General features: G+C 68.1%; 17 protein-coding genes. 8 read left to right on the forward strand and 9 right to left on the reverse strand.

What is annotated here, in order from left to right; genetic code table 11:
• Window positions 1–43 precede the first annotated feature (43 nt).
• From EGH23_RS06700 to EGH23_RS06710, 3 genes are all read left to right on the forward strand, one after another.
• Window positions 44–220, forward strand: a complete 177-nt coding sequence (locus EGH23_RS06700) for a hypothetical protein (protein ID WP_220579253.1) — start codon at window positions 44–46, stop codon at window positions 218–220.
• 93 nt (window positions 221–313) lie between these two features.
• The gene (locus EGH23_RS06705; protein WP_220579254.1) at window positions 314–547 is read left to right on the forward strand and encodes a BolA family protein; all 234 of its coding nucleotides are present in this window, start codon (window positions 314–316) and stop codon (window positions 545–547) included.
• Window positions 548–620: 73 nt separating this feature from the next.
• Window positions 621–959, forward strand: coding sequence for a glutaredoxin family protein (locus tag EGH23_RS06710; protein WP_220579255.1), 339 nt, complete (start codon window positions 621–623; stop codon window positions 957–959).
• A 166-nt stretch (window positions 960–1125) separates the two neighbouring features.
• Here the strand turns inward: EGH23_RS06710 and EGH23_RS06715 are convergent, their stop codons facing one another.
• Entirely contained in the window at window positions 1126–1299 is a 174-nt protein-coding gene (locus tag EGH23_RS06715) for a DUF5786 family protein (protein WP_135304644.1), read from the reverse strand.
• 208 nt (window positions 1300–1507) lie between these two features.
• Between EGH23_RS06715 and EGH23_RS06720 the strand changes: the two genes are divergently transcribed.
• Window positions 1508–3430: a beta-CASP ribonuclease aCPSF1 gene (locus EGH23_RS06720; protein WP_220579256.1), complete on the forward strand. Its 1923-nt coding sequence runs from the start codon at window positions 1508–1510 to the stop codon at window positions 3428–3430.
• A 46-nt stretch (window positions 3431–3476) separates the two neighbouring features.
• Here the strand turns inward: EGH23_RS06720 and EGH23_RS06725 are convergent, their stop codons facing one another.
• From EGH23_RS06725 to EGH23_RS06735, 3 genes are all read right to left on the reverse strand, one after another.
• The gene (locus EGH23_RS06725; protein WP_220579257.1) at window positions 3477–4529 is read right to left on the reverse strand and encodes a DHH family phosphoesterase; all 1053 of its coding nucleotides are present in this window, start codon (window positions 4527–4529) and stop codon (window positions 3477–3479) included.
• A 51-nt stretch (window positions 4530–4580) separates the two neighbouring features.
• The gene (locus tag EGH23_RS06730; RefSeq protein ID WP_220579258.1) at window positions 4581–5450 is read right to left on the reverse strand and encodes a universal stress protein; all 870 of its coding nucleotides are present in this window, start codon (window positions 5448–5450) and stop codon (window positions 4581–4583) included.
• A 78-nt stretch (window positions 5451–5528) separates the two neighbouring features.
• Entirely contained in the window at window positions 5529–8090 is a 2562-nt protein-coding gene (locus tag EGH23_RS06735; RefSeq protein WP_236044724.1) for a calcium-translocating P-type ATPase, PMCA-type, read from the reverse strand.
• 167 nt (window positions 8091–8257) lie between these two features.
• On the opposite strand from EGH23_RS06735, the gene EGH23_RS06740 reads away from it, so the two are divergent.
• On the forward strand, window positions 8258–8548 hold the full coding sequence (locus tag EGH23_RS06740; protein WP_220579260.1) for a DUF211 domain-containing protein: 291 nt from the start codon (window positions 8258–8260) through the stop codon (window positions 8546–8548).
• A 4-nt stretch (window positions 8549–8552) separates the two neighbouring features.
• Window positions 8553–9134 carry a VIT1/CCC1 transporter family protein gene (locus EGH23_RS06745; RefSeq protein WP_220579261.1) on the forward strand — a complete coding sequence of 194 codons (582 nt, stop codon included), beginning with the start codon at window positions 8553–8555 and terminating at the stop codon, window positions 9132–9134.
• A gap of 37 nt (window positions 9135–9171) precedes the next feature.
• On the opposite strand, the gene EGH23_RS06750 is transcribed toward EGH23_RS06745, so the two are convergent.
• The 5 genes from EGH23_RS06750 to EGH23_RS06770 form a co-directional block, all read right to left on the reverse strand.
• On the reverse strand, window positions 9172–9621 hold the full coding sequence (locus tag EGH23_RS06750; RefSeq protein WP_220579262.1) for a pyridoxamine 5'-phosphate oxidase family protein: 450 nt from the start codon (window positions 9619–9621) through the stop codon (window positions 9172–9174).
• Window positions 9622–9662: 41 nt separating this feature from the next.
• Entirely contained in the window at window positions 9663–10562 is a 900-nt protein-coding gene (locus EGH23_RS06755) for a universal stress protein (RefSeq protein ID WP_220579263.1), read from the reverse strand.
• Between the two features lie 316 nt (window positions 10563–10878).
• Window positions 10879–12087, reverse strand: a complete 1209-nt coding sequence (locus EGH23_RS06760; protein ID WP_220579264.1) for an orc1/cdc6 family replication initiation protein — start codon at window positions 12085–12087, stop codon at window positions 10879–10881.
• A gap of 507 nt (window positions 12088–12594) precedes the next feature.
• Window positions 12595–13194: a class I SAM-dependent methyltransferase gene (locus EGH23_RS06765; protein WP_220579265.1), complete on the reverse strand. Its 600-nt coding sequence runs from the start codon at window positions 13192–13194 to the stop codon at window positions 12595–12597.
• A gap of 81 nt (window positions 13195–13275) precedes the next feature.
• Window positions 13276–13980 (reverse strand): profilin-fold protein, encoded by a 705-nt coding sequence (locus tag EGH23_RS06770; protein WP_220579833.1) that lies wholly within the window; start codon window positions 13978–13980, stop codon window positions 13276–13278.
• A gap of 348 nt (window positions 13981–14328) precedes the next feature.
• Here EGH23_RS06770 and EGH23_RS06775 point away from each other — a divergent pair, with 348 nt between their 5' ends.
• Window positions 14329–15111, forward strand: coding sequence for an IclR family transcriptional regulator (locus EGH23_RS06775; RefSeq protein WP_220579266.1), 783 nt, complete (start codon window positions 14329–14331; stop codon window positions 15109–15111).
• Between the two features lie 58 nt (window positions 15112–15169).
• The gene (locus EGH23_RS06780; RefSeq protein ID WP_220579267.1) at window positions 15170–16510 is read left to right on the forward strand and encodes a sulfatase family protein; all 1341 of its coding nucleotides are present in this window, start codon (window positions 15170–15172) and stop codon (window positions 16508–16510) included.
• The last annotated feature ends 42 nt before the right edge of the window (window positions 16511–16552 follow it).

Here is a 16552-nt window from a genome sequence, read left to right on the forward strand (position 1 = left end):
CGCCACCGATAGAATTTTCCGGTCGCTGGCGACAGCCATCGGCATGGAGCGGTTCGTCCGGCTGGTGGTCGCCGGCGGCCTCGCGCTGGTCGCCGGGCTCTGGATAGCGACGCTCACGGCCCCGCAGACGCCGGGTTGGGTCGCCGGCGTCGCCCTCGCCGTCGCGGGCGTCGCGGGACTGGCGGCGGGTATCGGCCGGGAGATAGAGGTCGGCGCGTGAGCGGCCCGCGAGCGGCGGCGCGTCGAATCGCCGCCCGGCAGCGGCGGGGACGGGAAGCCAATCGTTTTCCTCGCGGGCGTTCTTCGCCCCGACATGAACGCCGACGAAGTCGAGGCCCTCATCGAGTCCGAGATCCCCGACGCCGAAGTCACCGTGACGACGCCCCGCGATCCCGACGACGACAAGCACTACGCCGTCGAGGTGGTATCGCCGGCCTTCGAGGGGAAGTCCCTCGTCGACCAGCACCAGCTCGTCCACGACGCGCTGGGCGAGCACCTCACGCGCGACATCCACGCCATCGAGCTGACCACGTCGACGCCCGAGTGAGCGGCGTCCGCCGGGCGAGGGGACGGCGGGTCGCGGCGGTAGCCATTTCACTCCCGACCTGTTACGGCCAGTCATGAGCTTCGAACCCGAGGAGCTGTCCCGCGAGGAAGTCCAGGCGAAGGTCGACGAGACGATCGAGAACAACGACGTCGCCCTGTTCATGAAGGGGACCGAGCTGATGCCCCAGTGCGGCTACTCCCGGAAGGCCGTCGGCCTCATCCAGCAGTACCGCGACGACGTGGAAACGGTGAACGTCCTCACCGCGACGGAGGCCTACCGCGAGGCCCTCTCGGAGTACAGCGGCCGCGAGACGATCCCCCAGACGTTCGTCGACGGGGAGTTCGTCGGCGGCAGCGACATCTTAGAACAGCTCGACGAGAACGGCGACCTGCGGGCGACGCTGAACGCGTAGGCGTCGCTGCCGACTCGCGCAGCGCGGAGCCGCCGCTGTCCGGTTCGGAAACAGCGGGGACGAAACGGGCGGTCGCGAACGTCGGTCGTTACTGCCCGGGAACCTCACTCTCTACGGGTCGTTCCTCCCCGTTTCGTCGAGAGTCCTCCCCTCGGTCGGACTCTCGCTACTCCTCGTCTTTCATCTCGCCGAGACGGTCGACGAGGTCGCTCGTCGACGCCTCGGTATCGAACGACACGCTCCCGTCGTGGTCGTTCTCGTGGACGGCGACGCCGTCGTCCTCGTCGGTGTCCACGTCCTGGTCCTTTTGCTCGGACTCGTCGTAGCTACCAAAACCCATGTGTGATAGTCCTGACCCGAGCCACTAAAAACGGACGGTGAGGACGCTCGTGGGCGTGTGGTAGCGAACCACAGATAGCGGCGGGCGGTTTCGCGGCCGGCGTCTGGAAGCAAAGGTTCTTATCCGTGCTCGCGTATCGATTAGATAACGACATCCGCTAGCCGTTGTTCTCCGACGGCTGCTGTCTTCAATCGTAATTTCCGCATCCATGAGTACGGCAGACGAGGCGCTCGAGAAGATCAAAGCACAGGTCGAAGCAGAGACACCCGAGGACATCACTATCTCGTCGGTCACCTTCGAGGGGCCGGAGCTGGTCATCTACACGCCGGACGCCAGAGAGATCGCCAACCGAGACGGCATCGTCCGCAACCTCGCACAGACGCTTCGGAAACGCATCAACGTCCGCCCGACGCCGGACGCGCTGGTCCCCGAGGCCGAGGCCGAGGCGCGCATCCAGGAGACGATCCCGGAGGACGCCGGCGTCCAGAACCTCGACTTCGATTCGACGACCGGCGAGGTGTTCATCGAGGCCGAGAAACCCGGGCGCGTCATCGGTCGCCACGGCGAGACGCTGGACCAGATCGCCGCCAGCGTCGGCTGGACGCCCGAAGTCGTCCGCACGCCCCCGATGGAGTCCTCGACGGTCTCGAACGTCCGGAACTTCCTGAAACAGGAACGCGACGACCGGCGGGACATCTTAGAGCGCGTCGGCCGGCAGATAAACCGGCCGATGACCGCCGACGACGACTGGGTCCGGCTCACGACCCTGGGCTGTTGCCGCGAGGTCGGACGGGCCTCGTTCATCCTCTCGACGCCCGAGTCGCGCATCCTCGTCGACTGCGGCGACAAGCCCGGCGCGGCGGGCGAGGTCCCGTACCTTCAAGTTCCGGAGGCGCTCGCCGCCGGGCCGAACTCCATCGACGCCGTGGTGTTGACCCACGCCCACCTCGACCACTCGGCGCTCATCCCCATCCTGTTCAAGTACGGCTACGACGGCCCCATCTACACCACCGCGCCCACGCGAGACCTGATGGGCCTGCTCCAACTGGACTACTTAGACGTGGCCGCCAAAGAGGGGCGCGCGCCGCCCTACGAGAGCCAACAGGTCCGGGACGCGCTGAAACACACCATCCCGCTGGAGTTCGGCAACGTCACCGACATCGCGCCGGACATCAAACTCACGATGCACAACGCGGGCCACATCCTCGGCTCGGCGGTGTGTCACTTCCACATCGGCGAGGGCCGCTACAACGTCGCGTTCTCCGGCGACATCCACTACAAGGACACCCGCCTGTTGGACGGCGCTGTCAACGACTTCCCGCGCGTGGAGACGCTCATCCTCGAATCGACCTACGGCGGGAAGAACGACTACCAGACCGACCAGGCCGACTCCGAGCGCGTCCTCAAGCGCGTCATCAACGAGGCCCAAGAAGAGGAGGGCCACATCCTCATCCCCGCCTTCGCCGTCGGTCGCTCGCAGGAATTGATGCTCGTCCTCGAAGAGGCGATGCGAAAGGACGAGATCCCGACGATGCCGGTCTACTTAGACGGGATGATCCGAGAGGCGACGGCCATCCACACGGCCTATCCCGAGTACCTCCGCGAGAGCCTGCGGAACCGCATCCTCTACGACGACGAGAACCCGTTCCTCGCGGAGCACTTCCAGCAGGTCGACGGCGGCGAGGAGATGCGGCAGGACATCGCCGACGGCGAGCCCGCCATCATCCTCACCACCTCGGGGATGGTCACCGGCGGTCCCGTCATGTCGTGGCTCCGCCTGCTCGGTTCGGAGCCGGACAACACGATGGTCTTCGTCGGCTATCAGGCCGAGGGAACCCTCGGACGGCAGATCCAGCGCGGCCAGGACGAGATTTCGCTCGGCGACACCAGCGGCCCGCGCGCCGAGCGCATGAGCCTGAACATGGCCGTCGAGACGGTCGACGGGTTCTCCGGCCACGCCGACCGGCAGGGGCTGGAGACGTTCGTCGAGACGATGCATCCCCGTCCGGAGAAGGTCCTCTGTGTCCACGGCGACGAGAGCTCGACCAATCAGCTCTCCTCGGCGCTGTACCAGAACTTCAACATGCGGACGTTCAACCCGAAGAACCTCGAGACGTTCCGCTTCGTCTGAGGGGGTCGTCTTGGAGTCCGCCCGCGCTATCTGCCGCTATCTTTCGTCACTCCGCCTCGTCTTCCTCGTCCGTCCCCTCGTCCTCTCGCTCTCGGTCCGTGATGTTGAGCGCCGCGAGCAGTCGCGCGGTGACGACCTCTTCGACGATGGTCACGAACTTCGCGTCGTCCTCGGCGTATCCGGCGAAGACGCCCAGTGGGATCTCGCCGCCGGCCATCTCTCGGTGGCCGCCCGCGCTCCCGACGCCCTCGAAGGCATCGTGCAGTATCTCGCCGATGTTGCTCCGCGAATCCGTCGAGCGAGCGCTGAGCTGGATGGCGTCGTCGACGATGCCGAAGACGATAGCCGTCTCGATGCCTTCGAGGGTGGCGAGGTAGTCCGCCGCCTGCGGGAGCGCGTCGCGTTCGCTCGTGCGCCCGACGTGCGAGATGAGGACCGACCCGTGGACGGTTCGGTTGTCGATGGCGTCGGCGATGGCGTCGACCGTCGCGCCGCTGACGGCCGGACTCGACAACTGCCGGAGGAGGTCCGGGTCGGTGTAGTCGTGGAGGTAGCCCGCCGCCTCGTACTCCGCTCGCGTCACACCCCGCAGGAATCCGAGCGTCTCGCGGCGGATGGCGAAGAGGAGCGCGGTGGCGACGCGGGCGTTCGGGTCCATCGGCAGCTCGCGGATGTACTCAGCGAAGATGGTCGCCGTCGCGCCGATGTCCTCGCGGTGGTCGACGAACGTCGCTTCGACGTTCTCGGCCGGGTGGTGGTCGACGACTATGTCGACGGGCGTCTCCGGCGAGACCCGATTGTTCGCGCCCGGTACGGAGTGGTCCACGAACGCCAGCAGCGAGCCGGCCTCTCGGTTCCGGACGATGTCGGCGTCGAACGGCACCAGATCGACTTCGAGTAAGTTGACGAACGCCCGGTTCTGCTGGTGGGAGATGTCGCCGCTGTAGAGGATGCGCCGCTCGTCGATACCGGCGCTGGCGGCGATCTGTCCCAGCGCGACGGCGCTCGCCAGACAGTCGGGGTCGGGGTTATTGTGACAGACGATCGTGAGGTCGTCGCCGGCTTCGAGGAGGTCCCAGAGCGTCTGTGCGCGACTCATATCTCCTCTTTCGTGACGGTGCTACATGCCTCTGCTGGCGAGCGAGGCGACTCACTCGTCTCCCGTGCGAGTCATCACCAGCGGGACGGGCGAGGCGCGGACGAGCTTCGAACTCACGCCTCCCAGCGCGTACCAACTGAAGTCCGTCTGTCCCTGCGTGCCGAGGGCGAGCAGGTCGATGTCCTCCGAGTCTACGTAGGTGCGGATCTCCCGATGGGGCGTCCCGTACCCGACCGTCCCGACGACGTCCGAGAGCGTCGCCTCGGCCGTCTCGACCGCCGAGTCGACGAGCTCCCGCGCGTGGTCGTCGAGCTGGTTCTCCCGGACGACCGAGCGAGCGTCGGGACCGAGACTGCCCGTCTCGACGACGTGGAGGACGTGTAGCGTCGCGCCCGTCGCGGCCGCGATCTCGACGCCCTCTTCGAGCGCCCGCTTCGCCCCCGCGCTCCCGTCGGTGGGGACGAGCACGTCTCGGGGCGGATACCGATAGGTCCGGTCCCCGTCGGGGTTGACGACGAGGACGGGCACCGGCGCGGTGTTGACGACGCGTTCGGTGACGCTGCCGAGCAGGACGCGTTCGAGCCCCGACCGACCGTGAGTCGGCAGGGTCACGAGGTCCGCGCCGATCCGGTCGGCGTACTCGACGATGGTCCGCGCCGGGTCGCCCTGTACCACGTCGCTCCTGACGTCGATACCGCGGTCGCGGACGCGCTCGGTCGTTTCCGAAACGATTCGTTCGCCGGCCTCTTCGAGTGCGTCCACCACCTCGCCCTGAATGGCGCTGACGCTGTCGCGGTTCGTATCGGCGACGTGGAGGACGTAGAGCGTCGCGTCGTGGGCCGCCGCGACGTCCGCGACGTATTCCAGGACCGATGCCGCCATATCGCTGCCGTCGGTGGGAAAGAGGATATCGTCGTACATGGACACCTGTGGAACCGCTCCTGGGTAGATATTGTCTCGAAGGGAGGATAAAGACCCGGGCGAGGTAGTGACGCGGCGTCAGCGCTCGGCCCGTTGCCACCGCCTGACCGCGACCGCGACGGCCAGGTGACCGAGGAGACAGACGGCGACGACGGCCCCGATCAGCAGCCAGTCGCCCAGTTCCAGCGGGACCGTCCCGAAGTAGCGGTTCAGCGGGGTGTAGAGCACCGCCAACTGCAGGATCGCTGAGACGGTCACGGCGGCCGCGAGCCACGGGTTCGAGAACGTCGGCGTCGCCCTGAGCCAGCGGATGACGTACAGCTTCTCGAACTCGACGGCGACGAACCCGGTGAAGACCATCGTCATCGCGTACGGCGTGACGGCCGTCGCCCCGCCGAGCGTGACCGCGAGCAGCCCGAGCATCGCCATCGTCGATACCGCTCCCGTCCCGCCCATCAGCCCCAGCATCCCTCGGCCCACGATACCCCGGTCGGGGTCCCGCGGCGGTCGGTCCATCACGTCCTCGCTCGCGGGGTCGGCCCCCAGCGCGACGGCCGGCAGACCGTCGGTGAGGAGGTTTATCCACAGCAACTGCACCGCCGGGAGGACGAGATAGCCGAACAGCGACGCGATGAAGACGATAGCGACCTCCGCGACGTTGGCGCTCAGCAGGTAGCCGACGAACTTCCAGACGTTGTCGAAGATGGCCCGGCCCCGCTCGATGGCCCGCTCGATGGTCGCGTAGTTGTCGTCGAGCAGGACGATGTCGCTCGCCTGTTTGGCCACGTCGGTGCCGCGAATCCCCATCGCCACGCCGACGTCGGCGTGTTTCAGCGCCGGCGCGTCGTTGACGCCGTCGCCGGTCATGGCGACGCGGTGGCCGTTGTCCTGTAGCGCGCGCAGGATGCGGACCTTGTGTTCGGGCTCGGTGCGGGCGAAGACGTCGACCGACTCGACGCGGTCCCGGAGCGTCGCCTCGTCCAGCTCGTCGATCTCGCGGCCCTCCATGACCTCGGTGTCCATCCCGAGGTCGGCCGCGATGGCCGCCGCGGTACGGACGTTGTCCCCCGTTATCATCTTCACGTCGATGCCGGCCCTCCTCGTCGCCGCGATGGCGTCGGCCACCTCCTCGCGCGCGGGGTCGATGAGACCGAAGAGACCGACGAAGACGAGCCCGTCCTCGAACTCGCCGTCGTCCGAAACGTCGTCCGCGTACGCGGCGGCCAGCACTCGGAGGGCGTCGTCGGCGAACGCGTCGACCCGCTCGCTGACCCGCGCGGCCCGCTCGTCGGTGAGCGGGACCGGCCCGTCTTCGGTCAGAATCCGGTCGGCCTTCGAGAGGACGACCGTCGGCGCGCCCTTGACGTAGGCCCGGTCGCCGTGGACCGTCCCCATCCACTTGCGCTCCGAGGAGAAGGGGATCTCGTCGGTTCGCGGGTGGGAGTCGCGGAGGGCCGCCACGTCGATGCCACTGTCTGCGGCGGCGTCGACGAGCGCTCGTTCGGTGGGATCGCCCTCGTCGCCCGCCGCGTCGTTACAGAGCGCCCCGGCTCGGAGCAACAGGTCGACGCGCTCGCGCGCGCGGGCGCCGGTCGTTTCGGTCTCGTCGACCGCTGACCGGTCGGTCTCAATGTCCTCGGCCGCGACGACGCCGTCGTTCACCCACAGCCTGCTGACGGTCATCTGGCCCCGGGTGAGGGTCCCGGTCTTGTCCGTACAGACGACGTCGACGCCGCCGAGCGCCTCGACCGCGGGGAGCCGGCGGACGAGCGCGTTCTCCTCGGCCATCTGGCGGACGCCGAGCGCCAGCGTCAGCGTCACGACCGCCGGGAGTCCCTCGGGCACGGCGGCGACGGCCAGCGAGACCGCCGTCAGCGCCGCCTGAAACGGCTCGGTTCCCTGTAAGAGCAACAGCGGAACGACGAGCGCGGCCAGTATCACCACGCCGAGGCCCAGCGTCCGTCCGAGCGAGTCGAGTTCGGTCTGCAGCGGCGTCTCCGTCTCCTCGGTGCCGGCCAGTTCCAGCGCGATCGCGCCGACCTCCGTCTCGTCGCCCGTCCCGGTGACGACGGCGACGGCCCGCCCGCGCGTGACGTTCGTCCCCTTGTACGCCATCGGCGCGCGCTCGGCCAGCGGCGTGTCCGCGTCGACCGGGGCCGGACTCTTCGAGACGGGGACGCTCTCGCCGGTCAGCGCCGCCTCGTCGATCTCGAGTCCGGTGGTCTCGACGAGGCGACAGTCCGCCGGGACCACGTCGCCGCCCTCCAGTTCGACGACGTCACCCGGGACGAGTTCCGTGGCTTCGACCGGCGTCGGCGTTCCGCCGCGTCGGACCGCCGCCGTCGGCGCGGTCAGTTCGCGCAGCGCCGCGAGGCTCTCCTCGGCGCGGTAGTCCTGGACGAACCCGAACAGCCCGTTGGCGACGACGATGACCGCGATGAGGACGGCGTCGACGGCGTGGCCGGCCCAGACCGACAGCGCCGCGGCGACGACGAGGACGTAGATGAGGACGCTCCGGAACTGCGTGAGGAAGATGTCCAACAGCGAGCGCTGTCCCTCGCTCGCCACCTCGTTCGGCCCGTACTCCTCCCGGCGACGGGCCGCCTCTTCGGCGCCGAGGCCGTCGAGACTCGTCTCCAAGGCGTCGAGCGTCTCCTCGGCGGAGTGTGCGTGTGCGGGCGGATTCTCCTCGGGGGACTGCGCGTGTGCGGACGGGTCCACGTCGGCACTGACTCGCCCCGCCACCAAATTTGTTGTCCGTTGACGGGAACCGGAGGTTTACGTGGCCACCGAGTGGAGTGGGTAGCATGGCCGCCGTTCGCCGCCTCGTCATGGACGTGCTAAAGCCCCACGACCCGACGCTGCTGTCGTTCACCGAGCGGGTCAGCGAGACCGAGACCGTCGCGGGCGCGACCACGTCGCTCATCGAACTCGATCAGGAGGTCCAGAACGTCAAGGTCACGCTGGAGGGCGAGGACATCGACGTCTCGGCCGTCGAAGATACCATCGAGGGCCTCGGCGGGACGGTCCACTCCGTCGACCAGGTGGCCTGCGGCGACCGCCTCGTCACCGACCGACGGACCCTACAGGACGGGTAACCCCGTGGTCGGCGCTCGCGAGTTGCTCCGCCGCCTCCTCGGGAAAGAGGACGTGCTGGCGATCTCCCGGCGGTACTTCATCTCCAACGGCTTCGACGGGACGCTGACCTGCATCGGCGTCGTCATCGGGGCCGTCCTCTCGGGCGTCCCCGACGGCCTGACGGTCGTGAAGATCGGACTGGGCGCGGCGGTCGGACTCGGTACCTCCGCGGTCTGGAGCGTCTGGGAGATAGAGCGCGCGGAGACGCGGGCGGAGATCCGTCGCCTCGAACGGGCGATGCTCACCGATTTGAACGACACCCGCATCGAACACGAACAGCGCGGTGCGCGCCTGCTACACGCCGTCTCGAGCGGTCTGGGTCCCGTCGTCGGCGTCCTGATACCGCTCTCGCCGTTTCTCCTCGCGGGGACCGCCCTCTCGCTCACCGAGGCCGCCGTCGCCTCCGTGAGCCTCGGTATCGGCATCCTCGGCGTCTTCGGCGCGTACATGGGGTCGATCTCCGGCCAGCGGTGGTACGTCGCCGCCGCGCGGATGGCGCTGGCCGGACTCGTCGTCGCCGCGATCAACGTCTTCCTCCCGGGGTGAGTCGGCCGGTTCGAGCGATAACAGTCGGTCGGGCGACTCAGACCTCCCTCGGCGACTCCACTCGACCGGTCAGGTCCTCGGGGACGAGGCGATAGAACTCGAAGGAGACCACGCGCGTCGGGTCCTCGAAGATGTCGACGAGCGGGATCTCGACCCGGTCGAGGCCGTCGAGCGTCTCCGTCTCGATGCCCGCCTCCTCGACGCCCTCTAACCGGCCGGCGGCGACGACGCTCCGCCAGCGGTCGTCCGCTTCTCGGTGGACCACGAAGGAGACCGGCCGGTCGGCGAGGTCCGACTTCGAACTGTCCGCGCCGACGGAGAGGCGGAAGTAGAACGTCCGCGCCGCCGCGTCGTAGCCGTACGAGACCGGTACTGTGTGGGGCGGTTCGTCGGCCGTCGTCGAGAGCGAGAGGACGCCGGTGCCGCCGGACCCGAGAAACTCGTCGATCTCGTCGCGCTCCATCTCCACGGAATCGTCCGTTGCCATACCACCACAGTGGTTGTCGAAGCTATAATTTCTATCGCCCGTTACGTCTCGTCTTCCTCGTCGCTTCTGCGAACCGTGAGCACGGGGATCGGCGACCGGCGAACGAGTCGCTCCGCCGTGCTTCCCAGAAGCAGTCGATCCCACCCAGTTCGCCCGTGAGTCCCCATCGCGACGAGGTCGATGGGGTTCTCCTCGGCGTAGTCCAACAGCTCGCGGGCCGGAACGCCGGTTCTGACCGACGTCTCCACGTCGAGTCCCGCCTCCCGCGCAGCGGTCGCCACCGACTCCACGGCCTCCTCGGCCAGCGTCTCGAACTGTTCGACGAGCTTCGGCGGGACGCCCACTTCCGTGCCCGTAGCGACGTCGCCGAGGTTCACGACGCTGACGGCGTGGACGCGCGCGTCGGCCCGTTCGGCGATGGCGAGAGCGTGGGCGACGGCGGCCGCCGCGTAGTCGCTACCGTCCGTCGGGACGAGGATGTCGTCGTACCCCTCGCCCACCGCGCTTCGCTCGGTCGCTCGCACCGTGAGGACGGGCACCGGGGACCGCCGGACGACTCGCTCGGCGACGCTCCCCACGAGATACCGCGACAGCCCTCGTCGCCCGCGGGTTCCCATCGCGACGAGGTCGACGTCGCGATCGGCGACGTAGTCGAGGACGGCCGTCGACGGCTGGCCGGTCACGACCGACGACTGCACCGTCTCGACGCCCGAAACCGCGTCGTCGAGCGCGTCGATGGCCGTCTGTGCCTTCGATTTGAGCCGCCCCACGTATTCCTCGTCGACGCCGCCGGCCGAAAACGGCCCGGCCGCCGCGTCGACGTCCACGACGGTGAGGAGGTGGAGCGTCGCGTCGAACGCGTCCGCGATGTACGCCCCGTGTTCGGCCGCCCGGACCGCGTGTTCGCTCCCGTCGCTCGGAATCAAGATGTCGTCGTACATCCGTATCCGTCGATACACGTTCACCCCTGATAGTTTTGGGTCGTGACGGTGCGAACATACACGTCCGGCGGTCGCAGGAGCGGCGAACGGACACACCCACCCCACCGTGTCGAGTGTTTTCACGCGGCGGCGCGAGAGGGGTGGAAGTGGCCGAGTCGGGGGGCGAGGACACCCCCACCCCACCGCGTCGAGTGTTCTCGCGAGGAGGAGGGTGGGGGACCGATCTAACGCGCCGCCGAGGGGGTGGCGGAGAATCTAACGCGCCGCCGAGGGAGTAGAGGGAGAAACTGACGCGCCGCCGAGGAACCGAGCGGAATCAGATGCGGCGCGCCACTCGGTCCGGCGGGACGATGTCCTCGAGTTCGCGGACCACGTCGCGGACGAGGTCGAGCGGGACGTCGAACTCGTACTCGTGATACTGACCGCCGGCCCGCCCCTCGTTTCTGACGGTGCGCTGTAAGATACCGACCATCGACAGGTCGGCGAGGTGGTCGTGCATCCGCCGGCGGACGAGCGGGTCCGTCCCCGAGTGGTCGGCGACCGTCCGGTACTCGGGGTAGATCTCACGGACGCGGGCCGGCATCTCGTCTTCGAGCGCCAGCGAGAGCGTGGCGATGAGCGTCAGGTGACCGTGATGGGTCAGCTCGCGCATTCCGTGGCGAATCTGGCCGCGTTCGAGCGCCTGTGACGCCGCTCGGACGTGGTCCTCGACGATCGGCGGGTCGCCCTCGGTTCGGGCGATGTCGCCAGCCTTGTAGAGCAGGTCGAGCGCCTGCCGCGCGCTGCCGGTGTCCTGGGCCGCGATGGCGGCACACAGCTGTAGGACGCCGGTCGAGAGCGCGTCCTCCTGTAACGCGCCGTCGACGCGCTGTTTCAGGATCGACTCCAGTTCGGGAGCTTGATACGGCGGGAAGTGTATCTCCTCTTCACAGAGAGTGTCCTTGACCTTCGGCGAGAGCGTCTCCCGGAAGCCGAAGTCGTTGCTGATGCCGACGACGCCCGGTTTGACGTTATCGAGGTACCCGTTCGAGCGCGCGCGCGGGAGCTCGTAGAGGATGTCGTCGTCCTGCCCGATGTGGTCGATCTCGTCGAGAACGAGCAACACCGTCCCGCCGATGGACTCCAGCTCGGAGTACAGCATGTCGAAGACGGTCTGCTGTGGATAGCCGGTCGTGCTGATCTGCTGGCTCGCCGGGCGAAGGAGGTTGACGAGGTTCGCGGCGACCTGATACGAGGAGGAGAAGTTCGTGCAGTTCAGCCAGTAGACGGAGAGGTCGACGTCGTCGTACGCTTCGACGTCGTCTTTCAGGTGCGAGAGGAGGAAGCGGGTGACCGCCGTCTTGCCGACGCCGGCCTTCCCGTAGAGGAAGATGTTCCGGGGCTGCGCGCCGTTGATGACGGGCTGGAGCGCGTTCTCGTAGGCCTCCAGTTCCTCGTCTCGGGCGGCGATGGAGTCCGGCTGGTAGTCCTCACGGAGCATGTCCTCGTCCCGGAAGATCTCCGTGTCCCTGGTGAACCGCGTCATCGGACCACTCTATGAACATGCGGTTGATAAAACCACCGTGTCGGATGCGTCAAGTGTTCTTCCGACTAGAGAACGGTCCCACACTCGCGTCGGTCCCCACCCCTTCGTGTCGAGTGTTTTCGTCCGCGGCCCCAGAAGCCGAGAACACTCGACGCGGTGGGGTGGGTGGGTTCGGAACAGGCCGGTTAGCCCCGAGAGCAGGTCGTGAGAGCGGTCTGAGTGCAGATTCGAAGCGAGCGGCTATCTCCGTTCGCCGCGCTAGCGCTCCACAAGGAGCGAGCGTCGCGACGGTCGTGTCGGGACAGGAACACTCGACACGGTGGGGTGAGGGGGCCACCGATTGACTCACCCTGCCCGTCTCGGCGCCCTTACGAGCGTGCCACCCGCCGCCTGCGAGAACATTCGACACGGTGGGGTGGGAGACGGGGGACCGGCGGAATTCCGGCGACGACTATTCGGTAATCAGCGGCCCGGAGACTCGGCGACGACGACCCCGACGCTCGACCGCTACTCTCGGCGAAACACTCTGACCGTATCGCGCTTCTGGACGGACGACTCGACCTCTTCGAAGCCGCGCTCGGTGAACACGCGGTTCCAGTCCCGATAGTACAGGGGAACGTCCTCGTCGACGTAGTTGACCTCGCCGTCCTCGCCGCTCTCGTTCTCGACCGTTATCAGCACCTCGTCGGTGATCCGAGCGAGGTCGTCGAACACCCACTCGACGTCGGGGTGGATGTGCTGGAGCGTCTCGACGGAGAAGACGGCGTCGAACGCCCCGTCGTCGACCGTCTCGACGTACTCCTCTATTGCGGCCGCGTGAAAGGTGCCGGTCTCGGCCAGTTCGGGATACGTCTCGGCGAGGGCGTCAAGGGCGTCCGCGTTGACGTCGACGCCCGTCAGATCCGAGAACCCCCCGTCGGCCAGCTCGGCGAGGTGCCGCCCGACGCTGCACCCGACCTCCAGGACGCTCGCCTCGCGCCCGACGCGCTCTTCGAGGCGAGACCGCAGCAGTTCGCTCGTCTCGTCCGGGCCGTAGTGGGCGTAGTACGTCGGCGAGTACTCGCCGGAGCGCTCGGCCCACTCGTCTCGGACATCGTGAGAATCCACGGTTAATGGGGGTGGCGGCGGCCTAAAGGTCTGCCGACACGACGGCGGTCTTCGGTTGCCTGAAACCGGATCGCTATCGACTCACAGCTCGACGGTGCCGAGGTCGGACTCCAGTTCCTCGACGTGGTCGTTGTACGCGCGGACGAACTCGCGGAACTGCGGGGCGTACTCCCGGATGTCGTCGGCCGAGGGCGGTTCGTACTGCGAGAGGAGGTACAGCCCGCCCGACCCGCCGACCCGGAGGTACGACGCCCCGTCGCGGTCCCACTTCAGTTCCCAGCGCGTGCCCCCGACGCGTTCCGTGAACGTCCCGTAGTCGCCGCCCTCGTAGCGCTGGAGTTGGCGGGCGATGCGGTCACAGACCTCCCGGATACGGCCCAGCACCCGGTCCCGTTCGCCGACGACGCCGTCGGTGGTCGTCACTTCCGGGAACTCCGTCGAGACGTCGTCTAAGACGCCCTCGTGAGAGGCGACGTAGTCGTTGAACCCGGCGACGAAGGCGTCGTAGTCGGTCAGCGCGTCCGCGAGCGGTTCGGGTTCGGGCGGTTGCTTCGTCGAGACGACGTAGACCTCGCCGCCGCGACCCGGGTCGAACCGGAGGTACGAGAGGTCGCCGCCCTCGTACTTGACGGTCCATTCGCCGCGGTCGGTCTCGACGGTCGCCTGCCCGTAGTCACCGCCTTTCAGCCGGGCCAGCTCGTAGGCGATGCGGCCGGCGTGGTCGCGCACGGCGGCGACCAGTTCGTCGCGTCGGTCGGCGACCGCCGCCGCGTCGTCGGGGTCCACCGGGGGCCAATCAGTCACACCGATCCCACGCGCGCGAACGGCATAACGGGTGCGATACGCGAACTGGAACTCCCGTACGTGTCCGGAGCGCCGCGTTCCGTCTCGGTTCCGACGCGCGTTCCGGACCGGCAGGCGATTCCTACGAACGGAAGCGAGCGCCTACCGAGACCGGCATCGACTCCGAAATAGAGGCGCGGCCCTCGCTCGACGGGTACGGACGACGGTCGGACGGGACGGCGCTTCCTCGTCTTCGCGCTCTGTTTCGCGCCCGTGACGCTGTCGCTCTCGACCACCAGCTATTCACGATGCGTGAATACGTTTATACAGCGGGAGGGAGTCACTACGGACATGGCCCGCCCGACGGTTCCCCCGGCCGAGGAGATGGAGGGGCAGATCGCCCGGACGACGGTCACCAGTTTCCGCGTCGTCGAGGCCCTGGAGGGGCGCGACCCGACCGGCGTGAGCGAACTGGCCGCCGACCTCGACATGGCCAAGAGCACCGTCCACAAGCACCTGAGCACGCTTCGCCAGCTGGGTTACGTCACCCGCGAGAACCGGAAGTACCGACTGAGCCTCGGTTTCCTGGGACTCGGGACCAGCGTCCGGGCGCGCATGGACCTGTATCAGGCCTCCTACGAGCCCATCGAGACGCTCGCGGAGGCCACCGAGGAAGTGGCGAGCGTCATGGTCCCCGAACACGACCGCGGCGTCTACCTCCGGCGGGCGACGAACGAGGCCGAGCCGCCGACCGACCTCTACGAGGGCGAGCGGGTGCCGCTGACCGCGACCGCCGGCGGTAAGGCCATCCTCGCGTATCTCCCGGAGGACGAACGGGACCGTCTCGTCGACGAGCGGCTCCCCGAGTTCACCGAGAACACCATCACCGACCGCGACGCGCTGCTGGAGGAACTCCAGACGGTCCACGACGACCGGGTCGCCCGGGACCGCGGCGAGTTCGACGCCGACCGTCACTGCATCGCCGCGCCCATCACGGACTCGGACAACGTCGCCGTCGCCGCGGTGACGGTCTCCGGCCCGGCCGACCGGATGCGCGAGAAGTCGCCCACGTACGACTTCTCCAGCATCATCGGAAGCACCGCGACCTCGATACGGAATCGGGTGATCGAATAACCGACCGCGATACGGCACTCCGCCGCATTCTCATTCACAGACCGACGAACCGCCACACATGACTTCCGAGACGCCACCCAACGTCCTCGCGGTGCTCACCGACCAACAGCGGTGGGACACCCTCGGCGCGTACGACTCGCCGATGGACCTGACGCCGACCCTCGACCGACTCGCACAGCGCGGGACGCTCGTCGAGCGGGCGATCTCGCCCCAGCCGGTCTGTCGGCCGTTCCGGGCCGCCTTCCACACCGGACAGTTCGCCACGGAGACCGGCGTCTGGCGCGAGGGGCTGGAACTCGGCGAGGACAGGACGACGCTGGCCCATCGCTTCGCCGAGGCGGGCTACGACGTGGGCTTCGTCGGGTCGTGGCACCTCGGCGGCACCTTCGACGAACCGGTACCGACGGAGAACCGCGGCGGCTACGACGACTTCTGGCGCGCTGCCGACGTGCCCGAGTTCACCTCGAAACCCTACGAGGGCCACCTCTACGACGAGGCGGGCGAGCGCGTCTCCTTCGAGAAATACCGGACGGACGCGTTCACCGACTTCGCCGCGACGGCGCTCGATTCCCTCTCGGAGCCCTTCTTCCTCGTCGTCGCCTATCTGGAGCCGCACCACCAAAACGACATGTGGACGTTCGTCGCGCCCGACGGCTACGCCGAGCGATACGAGACCGATCCGTACGTCCCGGCCGACCTCGAAAATCGTCCCGGCGACTGGTTCCGCGAACTGCCGGACTACTACGGCATGGTCGAGCGTCTCGACGAGTCGATCGGCGACTTGCTCGGCGCGCTCGAAACGCGCGGGCTGCGCGGGGATACCGTCGTCTCCTACACCTCAGACCACGGCTGCCACTTCCGGACTCGGCCCGGCGAGTACAAGCGGACGCCCCACGAGTCGGCGGTCCGCGTCCCCGGCATCCTCGCCGGCCCCGGCTTCGAGGAAGCGGGGGACGTGGGCCGCGTGACGAGCCTCATCGACTTCCCGCCGACGCTGCTCGACGCCGCCGGGCTCCCGGTTCCCGCGGAGATGCACGGGGACAGCCTCCTGCCGGTCGCCCGCGGCGAGGAACCCGACGAAGACGGCGACGCGTTCGTCCAGGTCAGCGAGTCGCAGGTGGGTCGAGCGCTCAGGACCGACCGCTGGAAGTACGCGGTCGCCGCGCCCAAACAGACCGGGTGGCGCGGCGGTAACGGGCAACCCGCCAGCGACACCTACGTCGAGCGCTACCTCTTCGACCTGCACAAGGACCCCGCTGAACAGGTCAACCTCGCGGGCCGACCGAACTACCGCGACGTCTCGGACCGGTTGAAAAAGCGACTCCTCCAGTACATCGCCGACGTCGAGGGCGCGGACCCGACGATAAAGCCGCGCGAACGCGGCTTCCCTGAGTACTGAGGTTGCCGGGACGACCGCCGACGGTCGTCCCGGCGACGACGC

The sequence above is a fragment of the Haloarcula nitratireducens genome, from assembly GCF_019599505.1.